This window comes from Oceanobacillus sp. CF4.6, from assembly GCF_051262635.1.
GTDB lineage: Bacteria > Bacillota > Bacilli > Bacillales > Amphibacillaceae > Oceanobacillus.
In genome coordinates, this window is sequence record NZ_JBIMEX010000006.1 from 1 (window position 1) to 17586 (window position 17586).

The 17586-nt window shown below is 38.1% G+C and carries 14 protein-coding genes; 13 read left to right on the forward strand and 1 reads right to left on the reverse strand.

The window, feature by feature from the left end; all coding sequences use genetic code 11:
- Positions 1-330: 330 nt before the first annotated feature.
- Positions 331-1197: a LysR family transcriptional regulator gene (locus tag ACHABU_RS10650; RefSeq protein ID WP_435764824.1), complete on the forward strand. Its 867-nt coding sequence runs from the start codon at positions 331-333 to the stop codon at positions 1195-1197.
- A gap of 102 nt (positions 1198-1299) precedes the next feature.
- Positions 1300-1722 (forward strand): organic hydroperoxide resistance protein, encoded by a 423-nt coding sequence (locus ACHABU_RS10655; protein ID WP_435764825.1) that lies wholly within the window; start codon positions 1300-1302, stop codon positions 1720-1722.
- Between the two features lie 31 nt (positions 1723-1753).
- On the opposite strand, the gene ACHABU_RS10660 is transcribed toward ACHABU_RS10655, so the two are convergent.
- Positions 1754-3466 (reverse strand): Rqc2 family fibronectin-binding protein, encoded by a 1713-nt coding sequence (locus tag ACHABU_RS10660; protein WP_435764827.1) that lies wholly within the window; start codon positions 3464-3466, stop codon positions 1754-1756.
- Positions 3467-3562: 96 nt separating this feature from the next.
- Between ACHABU_RS10660 and ACHABU_RS10665 the strand changes: the two genes are divergently transcribed.
- The 11 genes from ACHABU_RS10665 (at position 3563) to rsgA (ending at position 17584) form a co-directional block, all read left to right on the forward strand.
- Positions 3563-6217: a calcium-translocating P-type ATPase, SERCA-type gene (locus ACHABU_RS10665; RefSeq protein WP_435764829.1), complete on the forward strand. Its 2655-nt coding sequence runs from the start codon at positions 3563-3565 to the stop codon at positions 6215-6217.
- Between the two features lie 336 nt (positions 6218-6553).
- On the forward strand, positions 6554-6814 hold the full coding sequence (remA, locus tag ACHABU_RS10670; protein WP_249869837.1) for an extracellular matrix/biofilm regulator RemA: 261 nt from the start codon (positions 6554-6556) through the stop codon (positions 6812-6814).
- Positions 6815-6846: 32 nt separating this feature from the next.
- Entirely contained in the window at positions 6847-7464 is a 618-nt protein-coding gene (gene gmk, locus ACHABU_RS10675; protein WP_379495680.1) for a guanylate kinase, read from the forward strand.
- The gene (gene rpoZ / locus ACHABU_RS10680) at positions 7464-7658 is read left to right on the forward strand and encodes a DNA-directed RNA polymerase subunit omega (RefSeq protein ID WP_435764831.1); all 195 of its coding nucleotides are present in this window, start codon (positions 7464-7466) and stop codon (positions 7656-7658) included. The genes gmk and rpoZ overlap by 1 nt, the downstream gene beginning before the upstream one ends.
- Before the next feature lie 172 nt (positions 7659-7830).
- Complete coding sequence (coaBC, locus tag ACHABU_RS10685; RefSeq protein ID WP_435764833.1) at positions 7831-9039, forward strand: bifunctional phosphopantothenoylcysteine decarboxylase/phosphopantothenate--cysteine ligase CoaBC; 1209 nt, start codon at positions 7831-7833, stop codon at positions 9037-9039.
- Positions 9036-11444, forward strand: coding sequence for a primosomal protein N' (gene priA / locus ACHABU_RS10690; RefSeq protein WP_435764835.1), 2409 nt, complete (start codon positions 9036-9038; stop codon positions 11442-11444). The genes coaBC and priA overlap by 4 nt, the downstream gene beginning before the upstream one ends.
- Before the next feature lie 38 nt (positions 11445-11482).
- Positions 11483-12427, forward strand: coding sequence for a methionyl-tRNA formyltransferase (gene fmt, locus ACHABU_RS10695; protein ID WP_435764836.1), 945 nt, complete (start codon positions 11483-11485; stop codon positions 12425-12427).
- Between the two features lies 1 nt (position 12428).
- Positions 12429-13775 (forward strand): 16S rRNA (cytosine(967)-C(5))-methyltransferase RsmB, encoded by a 1347-nt coding sequence (gene rsmB / locus ACHABU_RS10700; RefSeq protein WP_435764837.1) that lies wholly within the window; start codon positions 12429-12431, stop codon positions 13773-13775.
- Between the two features lie 92 nt (positions 13776-13867).
- Positions 13868-14626 (forward strand): Stp1/IreP family PP2C-type Ser/Thr phosphatase, encoded by a 759-nt coding sequence (locus tag ACHABU_RS10705; RefSeq protein WP_435764838.1) that lies wholly within the window; start codon positions 13868-13870, stop codon positions 14624-14626.
- Entirely contained in the window at positions 14623-16701 is a 2079-nt protein-coding gene (pknB, locus tag ACHABU_RS10710) for a Stk1 family PASTA domain-containing Ser/Thr kinase (protein WP_435764840.1), read from the forward strand. Before ACHABU_RS10705 ends, pknB begins: the two co-directional genes overlap by 4 nt.
- 1 nt (position 16702) lies before the next feature.
- Entirely contained in the window at positions 16703-17584 is an 882-nt protein-coding gene (rsgA, locus tag ACHABU_RS10715; RefSeq protein ID WP_435764841.1) for a ribosome small subunit-dependent GTPase A, read from the forward strand.
- Positions 17585-17586: the final 2 nt, after the last annotated feature.

Genomic DNA, 17586 nt, shown 5'->3' on the forward strand with positions numbered 1-17586 from the left:
GAGGAAAGGCATAGGTGAGACCCCACAGTGCGGTAGCACGAGGAGGCTCACCAGCCGCCCGCGGAAAGCGAAGTATATTTCCCAGAGCGGTCGCCGAAGTTTCTACATCCAGATAGAAATCAACAAGAAGTTACTTCGTAGTTTATAGATTTTGTGGCAATTAATAACAATTCTTTTCGGTGGGACGAGTAACCATAGTCCCACTTTTTTAGAATGGAGCTAAATTTAATGACATTTACATTTATTTATCATATGATTTATAATGTAATAAGTAAAATACTAATATATAATTAAAAGTAATAAGTAATTATTATCAGAAGGGAGTTTTACATGAAAATTGAAGATTATGTACTCCTCATCAAGCTTAATGAAGTCGGAACTATTAGAGGTACGGCAAAGGTTATTTTGATTTCACAGCCAGCAGTGACACAGCGACTGAAATATATTGAAGAATATTTTAGTGAGGTTATATTTATTCGAACACCAAAAAGATTAATACCTACACCGAGCGGGGAAATAATTATTGAGCATGCAAAACGTGTGATTGATCATGAGCGGGAGCTGAAAAATAGACTTGCACAATCCGGAAAAGAGATACAAGGGACACTATCGATAGCCTGCTCTTCCTTAATAAGTCAACGATTTCTGCCTGCAATACTTGGGGAATTCACTGCCGCTTATCCAAAAGTTGCAATCGATCTCGTTACAGGGATCAGTGAGGATATAAAGAGAGACCATAAAAAATACCATGTTTGCATCATAAGAGGAGAAAAATTGAAAGAGACTACATCCATCCGCTTATTTGAGGATCCTTTATATATATTTGATACCGAAGCCTTTCCAGATGATAGATTGAAAGAGCGACCGTTGATTTCCTTTAAAAGTGATGATAGTATGCATGAACTTGTAGATAACTGGCTTTACCATCATCAAGATAAAATAAAACCATTGAAAACAATGACAGTCGATCAGATTGAAACTTGTAAACAATTTATGAAGCAAGGAATAGGTATGGCAGTATTGCCAGAAAGTGTTTCAGATTCAATGATGGATAGCTACCCGCATATTGCGCTTGAAGTGGAAGGGAAAAGTGTGACAAGAGATACATGGGTTTGCTATCAGGAGGGAATCCGTAAATTGCCGCAAGTGGACCACTTCATAAAGACACTTACGAGTACACAGTTTCTCCCACAATAAAACAGCAAATTTTATTAAAAGTTGGCTCCTTTTTTACAAGATGTTTAACATATCCTTATTAAAGGAACACTACTTATAAGTACTTAATAAGGAGTGGATGAGATGAGCGATATAATTTTCACATCAAGTGCAACAGCAAAAAATGGTAGGGACGGTCATGTAAAATCGAATGATGGACTGATAGATTTAGATTTAGTAAACCCGGCAAAAGGTAATTCAGATAAAAAAGGTTCCAATCCGGAACAATTATTTGCTGCGGGTTATGCTGCTTGTTATGATGGTGCATTAAATTCGGTTGCTTCAATGCAAAAGAAGAAGATTGATTCTGAAACAACGGCAGATGTAAGTTTTATGAAAGATGCAGAAAATGGTGGGTATAAGATTGGTGTAACGTTAAATATAAAAATAGAAGGGGTAAACCCCGAAGAGGCAAAAGAGTTAGCTGATGCAGCCCATCAGGCATGCCCATATTCAAAAGCGACAAGAGGAAATATTGACGTAAAATTGAATCCACAGGCAGTTTAAAATGAAAAGAAGGATGATTCCATTAGTGGAATCATCCCTTTTTTTTGAGCTTATCTACAGTTTCTTTTATTGGAGTTACATAAAGTGTTTTTTGATTATCATACGTGACATACCCAGGCTTTGCGCCATTTGGCTTTTTGACATTCCGGATCGTTGTATAATCAACGGGAACCGAGGATGAATTTTGTGATTTACTGAAATATGCTGCAAGCTCAGCTGCTTCCAAAAGTGTTTGATCACTGACTTCCCTTGAACGGATGATGACATGTGAACCAGGAATATCTTTTGTATGCAACCACGTATCATCTCGATGAGCCAGTTTTGTTGTTGCATATTCATTTTGTTTATTATTTTTTCCTACAAGAATCATTGTGCCATCAGTAGCAACATATTCTTCAGGAGCAGGCTTTACAGGTTTGTTTTTCTTCTTTCCTTTTGTTTTTTGCTTTTTCATATAACCTTCTTCACTTAGTTCTTCACGAATTTCATCAATATCTTCTACAGCGGCAACGTCTATCTGTTGCAATAACAGATTAAGATAGTCTATTTCCTCGTTTGTACGAAGTATTTCGGTTTCTACAACCTTTTTTGATGTTTTAAGTTTCTGATAGGTTTTAAAGAAGCTCTGTGCATTTTCGCTTGGTGTTTTGTTTGGATTTAATTCAATAGTTATTTCTGACTGATTCGGATCGTAATAATCGGTAACAGTTAGCTTAGTGGCACCCTGTTTTACTAGATGCATATGCGCAGTGAGCAATTCACCCATTTTCTGGTAGAAATCGGCTTTTTCCGCTTTTTTAATTGTCTGAAGATGTTTTTTTAATTTCCGTTCATTTTTATTCTTTTCATTTTTTATAAAGCGATATAAATCTTTCGCTTTTTGTTTGACGCGGTCACGTTCTGCTTTCCCAGAATAAAATGTATCCAGCATTGTATTGGCGCTTTCAAATTCTGCCTTTTCACCTTTATAAGAAGTGATGGGCAATACATGAAAATCTTCTTTACTACCTGTGTAAACTGCAGGAGTATATGTATGATGGATAAGCTGCTGCTGAACTTCTGTAAACTTGTCCATATACACTTCATTTGAACCAAAATTGGCACGGCTGATGATTTCGCTTGTAATAAAGGGAGAAAAGCCATCCAGGATGCCGACCATTTGTTTATCGATTTTACCAGCGTTGAAATCCAATTTGCGAACTAGCTGTTCCCCGTCTATCTCTAAGGGATTAAGTTTATTTTGTGAAGGTGGCAGTATATATTCCTGACCAGGTAAGATGGTCCGGTGTCGGTTTTGTGCCATTGAGATATGTTTAATGCTGTCAATAATATGACCCTTTTCCTTGTCAACGATCATCACATTACTATGTTTTCCCATTAATTCTGCAACAAGTAATTTATGGCTAATATCACCAAGCTCATTCCTTGTCTTGATGGAAAATGTAACAATACGTTCCATTCCATATTGCTCAATATCTTCCAAAATAGCCCCAGATAGATGTTTTCTTAAAACCATACAAAACATTGGTGGTTCCTTTGGATTTGTATATGTATCTTCCGTTAAATGAAACCTGGCATAGGTCGGATGGACGGAAAACAGCAAGGTATGGTTCTTTCCTTGGTTTCTGATTGTAAAAACAAGTTCGGTGGAAGTAGGTTGATATATTTTATTAATTTTACCGGAAATCAATTTATCTTTTAATTCCTTTGTAACTGCTCTTGTTACGATACCATCGAATGGCATAAAATCACCTCATGCGCAATTATAGCATTTTTTTAGAGGGTTATGCATAGATATGGACTAATAGCTTGTACTATCTAAATGCCCGGAGGAATGCAGATGAAATGGTATCAGTTGGATGCAGAAAAAGTTGAACAGAAGTTGCATGTCACAGCAAATAGGGGGCTGACCGCTAAACAGGCAGAGGAGCGGCGGAAACAATATGGTGAAAATATCCTGGAGGCTAAGAAGAATACTTCCAAATGGCTGATTTTTCTAAAACAGTTCCAGGATTTCATGGTTCTTGTATTGTTGGCTGCTACATTGATAGCAGGATTGCTTGGAGAATTTATTGATGCCATTGCAATCATGATTATTGTATTTATCAATGGATTTATTGGGTTTTTTCAGGAACAAAAAGCAGAAAATTCTTTGGAAAAATTAAAGGAACTGTCTGCACCGATAGCAAATGTCCTTAGGAATGAGAGATGGGAGAAAATTTCCTCCCGAGATGTTGTAGTAGGGGATATTGTTAAAATAAATAGTGGTGATCGTATCCCCGCTGATATTCGAATTGTAAAATCAAATAGTATGGAGACTGAAGAATCAGCACTTACAGGTGAATCATTGCCAGTAAGTAAGCATGCTACAGGAATCAAAAAGGACAACCTCGATGTGCAGGATCAGACAAATATGGGATTTATGGGCACGCTTGTAACGAGAGGATCCGGTGTTGGTATTGTAGTGGGAACGGGTATGAATACAGTCATGGGACAAATAGCTTCACTAATGGCCAATACGAAAAAGATGGTTACACCTCTTGAAATGAAGCTGGCTGAACTTGGAAAAATTTTAATTGTTGTCGCGTTACTACTGACCGTATTGGTCGCAGGACTTGGTATCATTCAAGGCCATCCAATGTATGAGATGTTTCTTGCTGGTGTCTCTTTAGCTGTTGCTGCCATTCCAGAAGGTCTGCCCGCAATTGTAACCGTAGCTCTTTCGCTTGGTGTGCAACGAATGATCAGGAAGAAAGCAATCGTTCGAAAGCTTTCCGCTGTTGAAACACTAGGGTGCGCTTCCGTCATATGTTCCGACAAAACGGGAACAATGACTGAAAATCAAATGACAGTCAAAGAAATCTTTCTCAACGGTGATTATCTGTATGTTTCAGGTGATGGGTACCAGATTCAAGGTGATTACTTCCTCGACCGGAAAAAAGTCGATCGGTCTTATCCTAACCTTGAAAATATGCTTTTAAATGGCATGTTATGTAATAATGCAAGTTTAAATGTAAAAAAAGGGAAGAATTATATTGATGGTGACCCGACCGATGGCGCATTACTTGTTGCTGCAAGGAAAATGGGGTTAACAGTCGATTTTGGTGATGCGTACCGTATTGTCAAAGAATTTCCATTTGATTCAGACAGAAAACGCATGAGTGTGGTTGTGGAAGATAAAAATAAAATGCGTTTTCTGATTACGAAAGGTGCTCCTGATGTGCTGTTGCCACGGTCATCCTTTTACTTGGACAAGGATGGCAGGAAACTGCTGAAAAATCAAAATAAAGTTCAAATTGAAAATGCCATCAATGAAATGGCAGGCAAAGCATTACGAACCATTGCCATCAGTATGAAATCAATTTCTGCTAACGCATCACTTGATTCGGCATTGCTGGAAGATGAACTGACATTTATCGGTTTGTATGGATTAATGGATCCTCCAAGAAAAGAAGTGAAAACTGCTATTAGAGAATGCAGGGAAGCTGGAATAAAAACGGTCATGATTACAGGTGATCATGTAAACACGGCACGTGCAATTGCTAAAAACCTGAATTTACTTCCTGAAAATGGTCTTGTACTTGAAGGTCATCAATTGAACAAAATGACATCCGAGGACCTGAGTAATGTTATCGATGATACGTACGTTTTCGCTCGTGTAACACCAGAACATAAACTGAAGATCGTAAAGGCATTTCAGGAAAAAGGTCACATTGTAGCAATGACAGGTGATGGAGTAAATGATGCCCCCGCAATTAAAGCAAGTGATATTGGGATTAGTATGGGAATAAGCGGTACAGATGTAACAAAGGAAGCCTCTTCCTTAATATTAATGGATGATAATTTCGCTACGATAAAATCAGCCATTCAGGAAGGAAGAAATATCTATGAAAATATTCGTAAATTTATTAGATATTTGCTTGCTTCCAATGTAGGTGAAATACTTGTCATGCTTTTTGCTATGCTACTAGCTTTGCCTCTTCCACTTATACCGGTGCAGATCTTGTGGGTAAATCTTGTTACGGATGGACTCCCTGCTATGGCACTTGGGCTTGATCAAGCGGAGGGGGATGTAATGAAACGGTCTCCAAGGAATCCTCGTGAAGGCATTTTTTCGAGAGGATTGGGCTATAAGATTATCAGCAGAGGGATTTTAATTGGTTTGGTTACATTAATAGGTTTTGTAGTCACGTACCAAAATAATCCCGATAATTTAATTTTCGCCCAAACAACAGCTTTCACAACCCTTGTACTGGCTCAATTAATCCATGTGTTTGACTGCAGAAGCGAGCATTCTATCTTCTCCAGAAACCCATTTGAAAATATCTATCTGGTATTTGCAGTGCTTTCTTCTTTGTTGCTCCTACTCGTTGTCGTTTACTGGCCACCGTTGCAGCCAATTTTTCACACTGTTAGTCTTGCCTTTAGAGACTGGATGCTGATTGTTGCCTTAGCAGCTATCCCAACTGTTTTATTCGGTTTCACTAAAAAATAATACATGATCCAAAACCGAAAATGCTTTGCAATGAGCGTTTTCGGTTTTTGTTTAAAGATTATATATGTTCCTAGATTATTTTTCTGTTAGGTTACGATTGGTATAATAGGTTTAGAATAGGTGTAAATAACGTATAATGAAGATGGATGTATTCAGTGAGTGGATCATTCTACTTAAGAGTGAGATTGAAAAAGCGAAGAATATCGAGTAGTTAAAAGTATCTCTTACGCGAAGTTGTACTTAATGGTATAAATTTTTGCTTAAATAAAGTATAATGATACTATTACATAAATATAAGACTGAATATCGGTTTAGTTCGTTCAAGGGGGAAGTAAGTTGAGTCTAAGTTTGATAAATATCGGTTTTGGAAATGTTGTTTCCGCTAATCGTATTATTTCGATTGTTTCACCGGAATCAGCACCAATAAAACGAATTATAACAGTAGCCAGAGAAAATAATAAATTGGTGGATGCTACATATGGGAGACGTACACGAGCTGTGATTATAACAGACAGTGACCATGTCGTTCTATCTGCTGTTCAGCCTGAAACTGTCGGACAACGGGTAATCAGTCACGAAGAGATTTCAGACGAATAAATCATAATAGTGGAGCTTTAGGAGGAAATATGTTGATTGAAGAGAAAGGTATTTTATTTATTCTTTCTGGACCGTCCGGTGTTGGAAAAGGCACAGTAAGAAAAAAGCTTTTTGAAGAAGCAACTGAACTGCAATATTCCATTTCGATGACGACGAGAAATATGCGGCCGGGTGAAATGGATGGAGTTGATTATTTTTACAAATCGGTGGAAGAATTTGAAAATCTGATTGAACAAAATCAACTACTTGAATATGCGAAATATGTCAGTAATTATTACGGGACACCCCGCACTTATGTTGAAGAGACATTGGAAAAAGGGCAGGATGTCTTTTTGGAGATAGAAGTACAGGGCGCTTTACAAGTAAAAGAGAACTTCCCTGAAGGAGTATTTATTTTTCTTTTCCCACCAAGCCTGGAAGAATTGAAAAACCGCATTGTTAATCGTGGTACGGAATCACAGGAATTGGTGCTTAACCGTTTAAAAGAAGCCCGCAAAGAGATTGAAATGATGGATGCCTATGATTATGTAGTTGTAAACGATCAGGTTGAACATGCTGTGGACAAGGTGAAATCCATTATTCAAAGTGAACATCTAAAACGTGAACGGGTCGCGAAACAATACAAAAAAATATTGGAGGATGAACTATAATGATGTTAGAACCATCAATTGATGCTTTGCAGGAGAAAATTAAATCTAAATATACACTTGTAACGCTATCTTCAAGACGTGCGAGACAATTAAGTGATACAAAGAATGTAATGGTTGATAATCCAAAATCAGTAAAATATGTAGGTATGGCCCTGGAAGAAATTGAAGCTGGAAAATTATATATAGAAGATTAACACATTATAAACTAAAAACCCTCCGCAAAATAAAGCGGGGGGTTTATTTTTACTGAATAAGGTGTAAAGCCAATATGCTATAGTTGCAACCTTTTTAGAAGATATATGTGCTATTTATATGTTATAAATAACTTAATGAAATTTCGAAACGGTTTGGAAAGGGGTTAGAAAAATGGTTAATCAAAAGAATATACTCTTGGGAGTCTCTGGTGGAATAGCAGTATACAAAGCATGTGCACTTGCAAGTAAATTAACGCAAAAAGGCGCCAATGTTAAAGTCATGATGACGGAAAGTGCTGCTGAATTTGTTACACCTCTAACTTTTCAGGCATTATCGAGAAACCCCGTTTATATAGATACGTTTGACGAAAAACATCCAGAAAAAATTGCACACATTGATTTGGCAGATTGGGCAGATATTGCAATCATTGCGCCAGCTACAGCAAATATAATTGGAAAGCTTGCAAATGGTATTGCAGACGATATGCTTTCAACTACCCTACTTGCAACACAGGCCGATATTTATGTAGCTCCGGCAATGAATGTGCATATGTATGCTCATCCGGCAGTAATTAAGAATATGAAACAGTTAGAAGAATGGGGATATCATTTCATCGAACCTGGTGCAGGTTATCTGGCTTGTGGTTATGTAGGTAAGGGACGTTTGGAAGAGCCAGAAAGTATTATAGAAGCAATTGAAACACATCAACACCAGGAACCTTTTTTAACTGGTAGAAAGGTGCTGATTTCAGCTGGACCAACAAGGGAAAAAATTGATCCAATACGATTCTTCACGAATCATTCAACAGGGAAAATGGGCTTTGCACTTGCAGAGGCAGCTGCAGAATTTGGAGCAGATGTAACACTTGTTTGTGGTCCAGTAGCAGAGAAAACGACGCACCCCCGAATTCAACGTATTGATGTAATGACAGCCGAGGAAATGTATGAGGCCATGCACTTCCACTTCGAGGAACAGGATATTGTTATAAAGTCTGCTGCAGTTGCGGATTACAGACCGAAACTAGTATATGAAGAAAAAATGAAAAAGCAAGACGGAGAATGGCATATTGAAATGGAGCGAACAAAAGATATTCTTCAATCACTAGGTGAGGTTAAATCGACCCAGTATCTAGTGGGATTTGCAGCTGAAACTGTAAAACCGCTTGAATACGGTAAGCAAAAGCTCGTGAAAAAGAATTTGGATGCGATCGTGATTAATGATGTATCTTCTGAAGGAGCAGGCTTTGGGGGCGATACAAACATGGTAACGTACGTAAACAAATTAATGAAACAGGAAGAAGTAGCGTTAGCATCAAAGAGAGAAGTAGCAGAAAAAATTCTGAAATTTATCGATCAGGATATGAAGGATGAAGTACGTTGAAAATAGCTAAAGTAATTGTTGATGTACCGGCAAGTTCCACCAATCAAACATTTGATTACTTTGTTCCAGAAAAATTCAGGGACATGCTTACAGTCGGCATGCGTGTCATTGTTCCATTTGGTCCAAGGAAAATTATGGGGTTTGTAGTGGATTTTACTTCTGAATCAAGCTTTAATAAATTAAAAGATATAATAAATGTGTTGGATCTGACGCCTGTATTAACTGCAGAACTGCTTGAACTGGGGAAATGGGTTGCCAATGAGACATTAAGTTTATCTATTACAGCGCTGCAGGCAATGCTGCCACAGGTTTTAAAATCACAGTATAAAAAAGAGTTAGTGAGAATGACAGATGAGGAGCTTCCAGGGGATATTGAACATCTGTTTGCTGGAAGAGGTTACATACCGTTTGAAGAATTTGAATCATCCTCCATAAGTTACTATCAGCTTCAGAAACTGATTGAGACAGGTGATATCTCGATTGATTATCTGGTTAAATCCAGAATTACAAAGAAACAAGTAACAATGGTTAAACCCGCAAAGGAAATTTTCCAAATGGAAGAGGCAGTGGAGGATTTATCTAAATCAGCAAAGAAACAGAAGCAACTGTTATTATTCTTTATTGAATATATGAACGAGATGGAGCAGCAAGTTTTGCTTAAAAAAATCCAAACTACAACAGGTACCGTAAAGGCATTGGTAGAAAAAGGCCTTTTGGAGACGTATCAAAAAGAAGTGTTGCGAAACCCTTATAATGATGATGACTTTGTCCGAACAACTCCATTGGAACTAACTACACAACAAAGTGAAGCTATTCAACCAATCAACGAAACGATTGAAGCGAATAAACATGATGTTTTTCTAATCCATGGGGTCACCGGTAGTGGTAAAACAGAAATATATCTGCAGGCAATCCAAAATGTATTAAATAAAGGTAAAGAAGCAATCGTCCTCGTACCGGAAATTTCACTGACACCTCAAATGGTAAAACGTTTTAAAGGAAGATTTGGATCAAATGTTGCTGTCATGCACAGTGCTCTTTCTGCTGGAGAAAAATATGATGAATGGCGAAGAATCCTCCGAAAAGAAGTGAAGGTGGTTGTAGGCGCAAGGTCTGCAGTATTTGCCCCCTTTGAAAACCTGGGCATTATTATTGTCGATGAGGAACATGAGACTACTTATAAACAGGAAGACCAGCCGCGTTACCATGCGCGGGATGTTGCGATTCACAGAGGGGAAAGTAATCACTGCCCTGTAATCTTAGGTAGTGCTACACCAGCATTGGAATCCTACGCACGTGCAAGTAAAGGTGTTTATAAGCTTTTAACTTTGAGTGAACGTACAAATAAAAAAGCGATGCCTGAAGTGGAAATAATAGATATGAGAAATGAACTGCATGCTGGTAATCGTACGATGTTTTCAAGAGCATTGAAGGATAAAATTGATCAATGCCTTGATAAAGGCGAGCAGATTGTACTTATGTTAAACAGAAGAGGCTACTCTACTTTTGTTATGTGCAGAGATTGTGGACATGTTAAAGAATGTCCGCATTGTGACATAGCTTTGACCTTTCATAAAAACAGTAATCAGCTGAAATGTCATTATTGTTCCTATGAAGAAAGCGTACCGGAAGTGTGTCCGGAGTGTGAAAGTGATTTAATCCGTTATTTCGGTACTGGAACTCAGAAAGTGGAAGAATCACTGACTAAACTTATTCCAGAGGCGAGAGTTATTCGAATGGATGTTGACACGACAAGGAGAAAAGGTTCTCATGAGAAGTTGTTAAGCCAATTTGCAGAAGGTAAAGCGGATATTCTGTTGGGCACACAGATGATTGCAAAAGGTTTGGATTTTGAAAATGTTACCCTTGTTGGTGTACTGACAGCAGATTCCATGTTGCATCTCCCTGATTTCCGTTCATCCGAAAGGACGTTTCAATTATTGACTCAGGTTAGTGGACGTGCTGGAAGACATGAACTTCCAGGTGAAGTTGTTGTACAAACATATACACCGGATCATTACAGTATTGAACTGGCAAGCCAGTACAATTTTAATGAATTTTATAAACATGAAATGAGCATGCGCAAAGCTTTTCAATATCCTCCTTATTTTTACTTAGCACTTATTACGGTTTCCCATGAGAATAATGTAAAAGTAATCCAATCTACCCAACAGATTGCACAGATGCTATTGAAAGCTGTTGGGGGAAATACAGTGGTGTTAGGACCTACACCATCGCCTATACCACGTATCAAAGATAGATATCGCTATCAATGCATGATAAAATACAGAGATGAGCCTCATTTGCGAAAATATATTAATAAAATAAAAAGTGTCTTTGCGGATGAAGTACGGAAAAATGATTTACTGATTACAGTTGATATGCAGCCATATCATATGATGTAGCTGGATGATGTTGGCAGTAGTGAAAGAGGGTTAAACAAATGAAAAGAATTGTTTTTATGGGGACACCAGAATTTTCAGTACCTGTTTTACAACGGTTAGTTAATTCGGAATATGAAGTAGTACTTGTGGTAACACAGCCGGATCGACCAAAAGGAAGAAAACGAGTGATCACGCCTCCACCAGTCAAAGTAGAAGCGGAAAAAAATAATATACCTGTATTCCAACCAGAAAAACTAAAGAATGATTACATGGAAATATTATCGTATGAACCGGATTTAATTGTTACCGCAGCATATGGACAACTGCTTCCAAATGAAATCCTTGAAACACCTGAATTCGGATGTATTAATGTACATGCATCACTCCTTCCAGAATTGCGTGGAGGAGCACCAATTCATTACGCCATCATGGAAGGGAAAAAGGAAACAGGAATTACGATTATGTATATGGTCGAAAAATTGGATGCTGGAGATATTTTAACCCAACAGTCTGTGCCAATTGATGCAAAGGACCATGTGGGAACGATGCATGAGAAACTTTCTGAAGCAGGAGCGGATCTATTAACAAAAACATTGCCAAAGCTGTTTTCTAATGAATTGACTTCAGAAAAACAGGATGATTCAAAAGCAACCTTTGCTTCCAATATAAAAAGAGAACAGGAAAAGATAGACTGGAATAAAAGCAATACTGAGATTTATAATAAAATTCGCGGGTTGCATCCATGGCCGGTTGCTTTCACTACGTATGAAGAAACGGTGATGAAAATTTGGTGGGGTGAACCGGATGATACGGAATACGCTGGTAAATCTCCAGGTGAAATTGTACAAATTGAAGATAATCACGCATTCATTGTTGTCTGCGGAAATCAAAAAGGTATAAAAGTAACAGAAATTCAACCTGCTGGAAAAAAGCGGATGACAGTAAAAGAATACTTGCAAGGATCACAGCTTCGAATAAAAACTGGGAAAATATTAGGTGAATAATATGAAATATCAACTACGTAATACCATTCTTGATATGCTACTACGCATAGAAAAGGATAGTGGATTCAGTCATTTATTAATAAATAACGAGATAAAGTCAAAGCGAATTCCCGAAAAAGATGAGGGCTTAATGACTGAAATCGTTTACGGAACATTACAACGAAAAATTACACTGGATTATTATTTGGATCGTTTCGTGAAAAATAATAAAAAAATGGATCAATGGGTAAGAATGCTTTTAAGGATGTCTCTATATCAGATGGTATACCTCGATAAAGTACCAGATCATGCGATTATTCATGAAGCAGTTGAAATAGCAAAACAACGTGGTCATAAAGGAATATCATCACTTGTTAATGGTGTTCTTCGGAGTGCGCAACGGAGTGGCGTTCCAGACACAGCGACCATCGAAAACCCGGCAAAGCGGCTTTCTGTTGAAACAAGTCACCCGGAATGGCTTGTGGATCGTTGGATTGCCAACTATGGCTATGAAACTGCAAAAGCAATGTGTGAAGCGAACATAACGAGAAAACTTAGTTCCATCAGGGTTCAACCAATGAAAATCACACGTGAAAAGGCAATTCAATTATTAACTGAACAAGGTTTTGAAGTAAGTAAATCCGCATTTTCGTTACAAGGAATAATTGTTGATAAAGGGAATATTTTAAATACAGCGTTGTTTCGTGACGGATATGTAACCATTCAGGATCAAAGCTCGATGCTTGTGGGAGAAATGCTTGATGCAAAACCAGGAATGCATATTCTCGATGGCTGCAGTGCCCCTGGTGGGAAAGTCACGCATATAGCTGAAAAAATGCAGAATGAAGGAATGATTCACGCCTATGACCTTCATTCAAAGAAAATAAAACAAGTCGATGATAAGGCAGCATTGCTTAACCTGTCCATTATTGATGCTAATCCTGGCGATGCAAGAGAACTAGGTAAACTGCATGAAAAGGAAAGTTTTGATCGGATATTAATCGATGCGCCATGTTCCGGCTTAGGTGTAATTAGAGGGAAACCTGAAATTAAATACGACAAAAAAGAAGAAGATATACAACGACTTTCCGTAATCCAATTGGATATCCTTGAAAATGTTGCACCATTATTAAAAAGTAATGGATTATTGATCTATAGTACTTGTACGGTGGATGTCGAAGAAAACGAAAATGTCGTAAAACGATTCTTAGCTAATCATCTTGATTTTCAAGTAGATGAGGAATTTTTTGAGACGTTACCTTCAGATTTAAAAGATTCCCGAGGCATAACGGAAAATGGACTTCAATTGTTCCCTCAGGATTATCAGACAGATGGTTTCTTTCTAACACGTCTTAAAAAAATTGGATAATTTAGTTCTTTTATTGGGAAAATTGTGCAATACTTTATTCATAGTACTAATTTAATTTAGTAAAACTTGCTCAGGAGTGAGGGGGGAGAAACATGGAAGGTCATTTTCTGACTGACCGTGGTCAAGTTAGAAGCCATAACGAAGATGCCGGTGGAATATTTTTTAATACGGATCAACAATTAATAGCTGTCATTGCTGATGGTATGGGTGGCCATCAGGCTGGTGATGTAGCTAGTAAGCTTGCAACGGAACTGGTCCGGGATAAATGGAAGTCAACCTCTGAATTAAAAACGCCAGGGGAAGTAGAAGCATGGTTGTCAGCGACTGTTACGGATATTAACCAATCCATATATAAACATTCGTTGGGTAATAAGGAATATGAGGGTATGGGGACAACTATTGTTGTTGCCGTATGCACAGCAGAGTTTATTACGATAGCGCATGTTGGTGATAGCAGGTGTTATCTTCTGAATGATTCGGGCTTTAAACAAATTACCCAAGATCATTCACTTGTTAATGAGCTGGTACGCTCAGGACAGATTTCTAAAGATGATGCGGAACAGCATCCAAGAAAGAATATATTGTTGAAGGCTATTGGTACGGAACAACAGGTAACTGAAGATATATTGACTGTTGAATGGGGAGAGGGAAACAGGCTACTCCTATGTTCGGATGGGTTATCAAATAAATTGGATGATACCGAACTTGCTTCATATACTCAGAAACCGAATCACTTGAAAGAGAACGGCTTAGAAATGATAAATCTTGCAAATGATCGGGGTGGAGAAGACAATATTACCCTCATTCTTATACAGTATGAATCTTCTTCGGGAGAAGGTGAAACCGGATGAACGGAGGTCACCTTCTAAACGAACGCTATAAAATCAAAGAAAAAATTGGTGGGGGCGGGATGGCCAATGTGTATCTGGCCAGAGATATTATTCTCGAGCGTGATGTTGCTGTAAAAGCTTTGCGAATGGAATATATCAATGATCAGGAATTTATCGCACGCTTTGACAGAGAAGCGCAGTCGGCTTCAAGTTTATCCCACCCTAATGTTGTGAGTATATATGATGTAGGCGAAGAAGATGAAGTACTTTATATGGTTATGGAATATGTCGAAGGGATGACATTAAAAGAATACATACAGCATTATGGGCCGATTGATGTCCAAGAATCATTGGATATTATGAAACAAATCAGTTCCGCGATTGCTCATGCACATGCAAATGATATTGTACATCGTGATATTAAGCCTCAAAATATACTCGTTAACAATTTCGGACATGTAAAAGTAACTGACTTCGGTATAGCGATTGCATTGAGTGCAACTTCATTGACACAGACGAACTCTATCCTAGGATCCGTTCATTATTTGTCTCCTGAACAGGCAAGAGGTGGAATGGCCACTAAAAAATCGGATATTTATTCAATGGGTATTGTGCTGTTTGAGCTGCTTACAGGGCGTCTTCCTTTCTCCGGACAGTCGCCGGTTTCCATTGCTTTAAAGCATTTGCAAAGTAATACACCTTCTGTAAGGAGATTTAATCAAGCGATTCCCCAGAGTGTTGAAAATATTGTATTAAAAGCGACAGCTAAAGATCCATTTCACAGGTACGAAAACATATATGACTTGGAAGAGGTTATTGAAACAGCACTACACCCGGATAAACTTAATGAGGTACCTTTCGCTCCACCGATTGAAGCAGGAGAAGAAACAAAGGCAATTCCGATAATAACCGACCAACAAATAGAAGAGAATATGGAACAGTCTACATTGGTCCATCAAGTGAATGAGGGTACTAAAAATTTCCCTGAGGAAAAGGGAGTAAAGAAAACGACATCAAAAAAGACCAAAAAGAATCAAAATAAAAAAAAGAACACGACAAAACCAGTTAAAGAAAAAAAGGGTAAGAAAAAATGGCTAATTACACTAATTGTTCTATTTTTATTACTTGCTGGAGGAGTAGCTGCCTTTTTCTACATGCAACCGAAAGATGTTAACATACCAGATGTTACAGAGATGGAATTTGATGAAGCGAGGGAACTTCTGGAATCATATCATTTAGTTGTTGAGCAGGAAGATGTTTTTTCCGAGGAATTAGAGGAAGGTCTGGTTGTAAGATCTGACCCAAGAGCAGGAAGAACTGCAAAAGAAGATTCAACCATTACGCTATTCGTTAGTCAAGGTAAAGAAAAAGTAGAATTCAGTGATTATGTCGGACGCGATATAGGACAAGTGGAAAGACTTCTTGAAGAAGCAGGCTTTACAGATATAAAAACCTATGAAGAACATTCAGACCGTCCTGTAGAGGAAATTATCACTCAAATTCAACCAACACCGGGCAGTGAAGTAGTGCCAAGTGAAGAGAGGGTAATCTTTGAAATTAGTATGGGGCCCGAATTAGTCAGTTTAAACAGTCTTTCGGATATGAGCGAACAGGATGCAAGATCTTATTTGGAAAGTAATAACTTAGTAATGAATAGAGTTGAAGCGACTTCAGAAACCGTTCCGGAAGGTGTAGTTATTAGGCAGGAACCAAGTTCTGGTACTGAATTGCAAGAAGGTTCTACGGTAAATGTTTATATATCTTCAGGACCAGAAGCCTTACCTCCTCGCTCGCATACCATAACGTATTTGGTACCATATAGTCCTGATCCCGTACCCGACGAAGGCACTGAAGAAGAGGTGCAGGAAGGAGAAGGGGAACAACAGGAACCAGTCGAACAAAATGTCAGTATTTATATTGGTGATTTTGAGAATGAAATAACCAATGTCTATGATGAGCAAGCAATTACAGAAGACAAAGAGTTTACTTTTACTTTAACCATTCCTCCAGGTGGCGAAGCGGAGTATATAATAAAAAGAGATGATGAAGTCATTAGAAGTAAAACAGTAACTTATGAAGGACAAGAGGGTGACTAAAATGGCAGAAGGCAGAATTGTAAAAGCTTTAAGCGGATTTTATTACGTACAATCAGGGGATAAAATCTACTCATGTAAAGGTAGGGGTGTTTTTCGCAACAGAAATATAACCCCTCTAGTGGGGGATTTTGTTCAATTTGAGGAAAGTAATCCGGGAGAAGGATATATCATGGAAATAGAGAAAAGATCAAATGAACTTGTCCGGCCGCCTATAGTAAATATCAATCAAGCCGTTATCGTTAGTTCTGCTGTTTCTCCTGATTTCAGCACGTTATTGCTAGACCGTTTTCTTGTGTTGATTGAATCAAAAAATATTAATCCTTTAATTTTTATTACTAAAATTGATTTAATATCTGATAAAGAGCGAATGAACATCGATTCTTATAAAGATATATATGAGAAAATTGGCTATTCCGTAGAAATGTTATCATCGAAGCAACCGGATAATGTCCCGGTACTGGAGCATTATTTTGCAGATAAAGTATCTGTATTTGCTGGCCAGTCCGGGGTAGGGAAGTCAACGCTTTTAAATGTGTTAAAGCCATCCCTACTACTTAAGACAGCTGAAATATCCAAGAGTCTTGGAAGAGGAAAGCATACGACAAGACATGTGGAGCTTATGCAGGTTAATCGCGGGCTTGTCGCAGACACACCAGGTTTTAGTATTCTTGAATTTAATGAAATCGAAGCGGAAGAGCTAACAAATTGTTTTCCTGAGATGAGAGAGAGAAGAAAAAATTGTAAATTCCGTGGCTGTATGCATCATAAAGAACCGAAATGCGCCGTTAAGGCAGCTGTAGACAATGAGGAAATTTCAAGATTCCGGTATGAGCATTATTTGAGCTTCCTGGAAGAAATAAAAACAAGAAAGCCGAGGTATTAAAT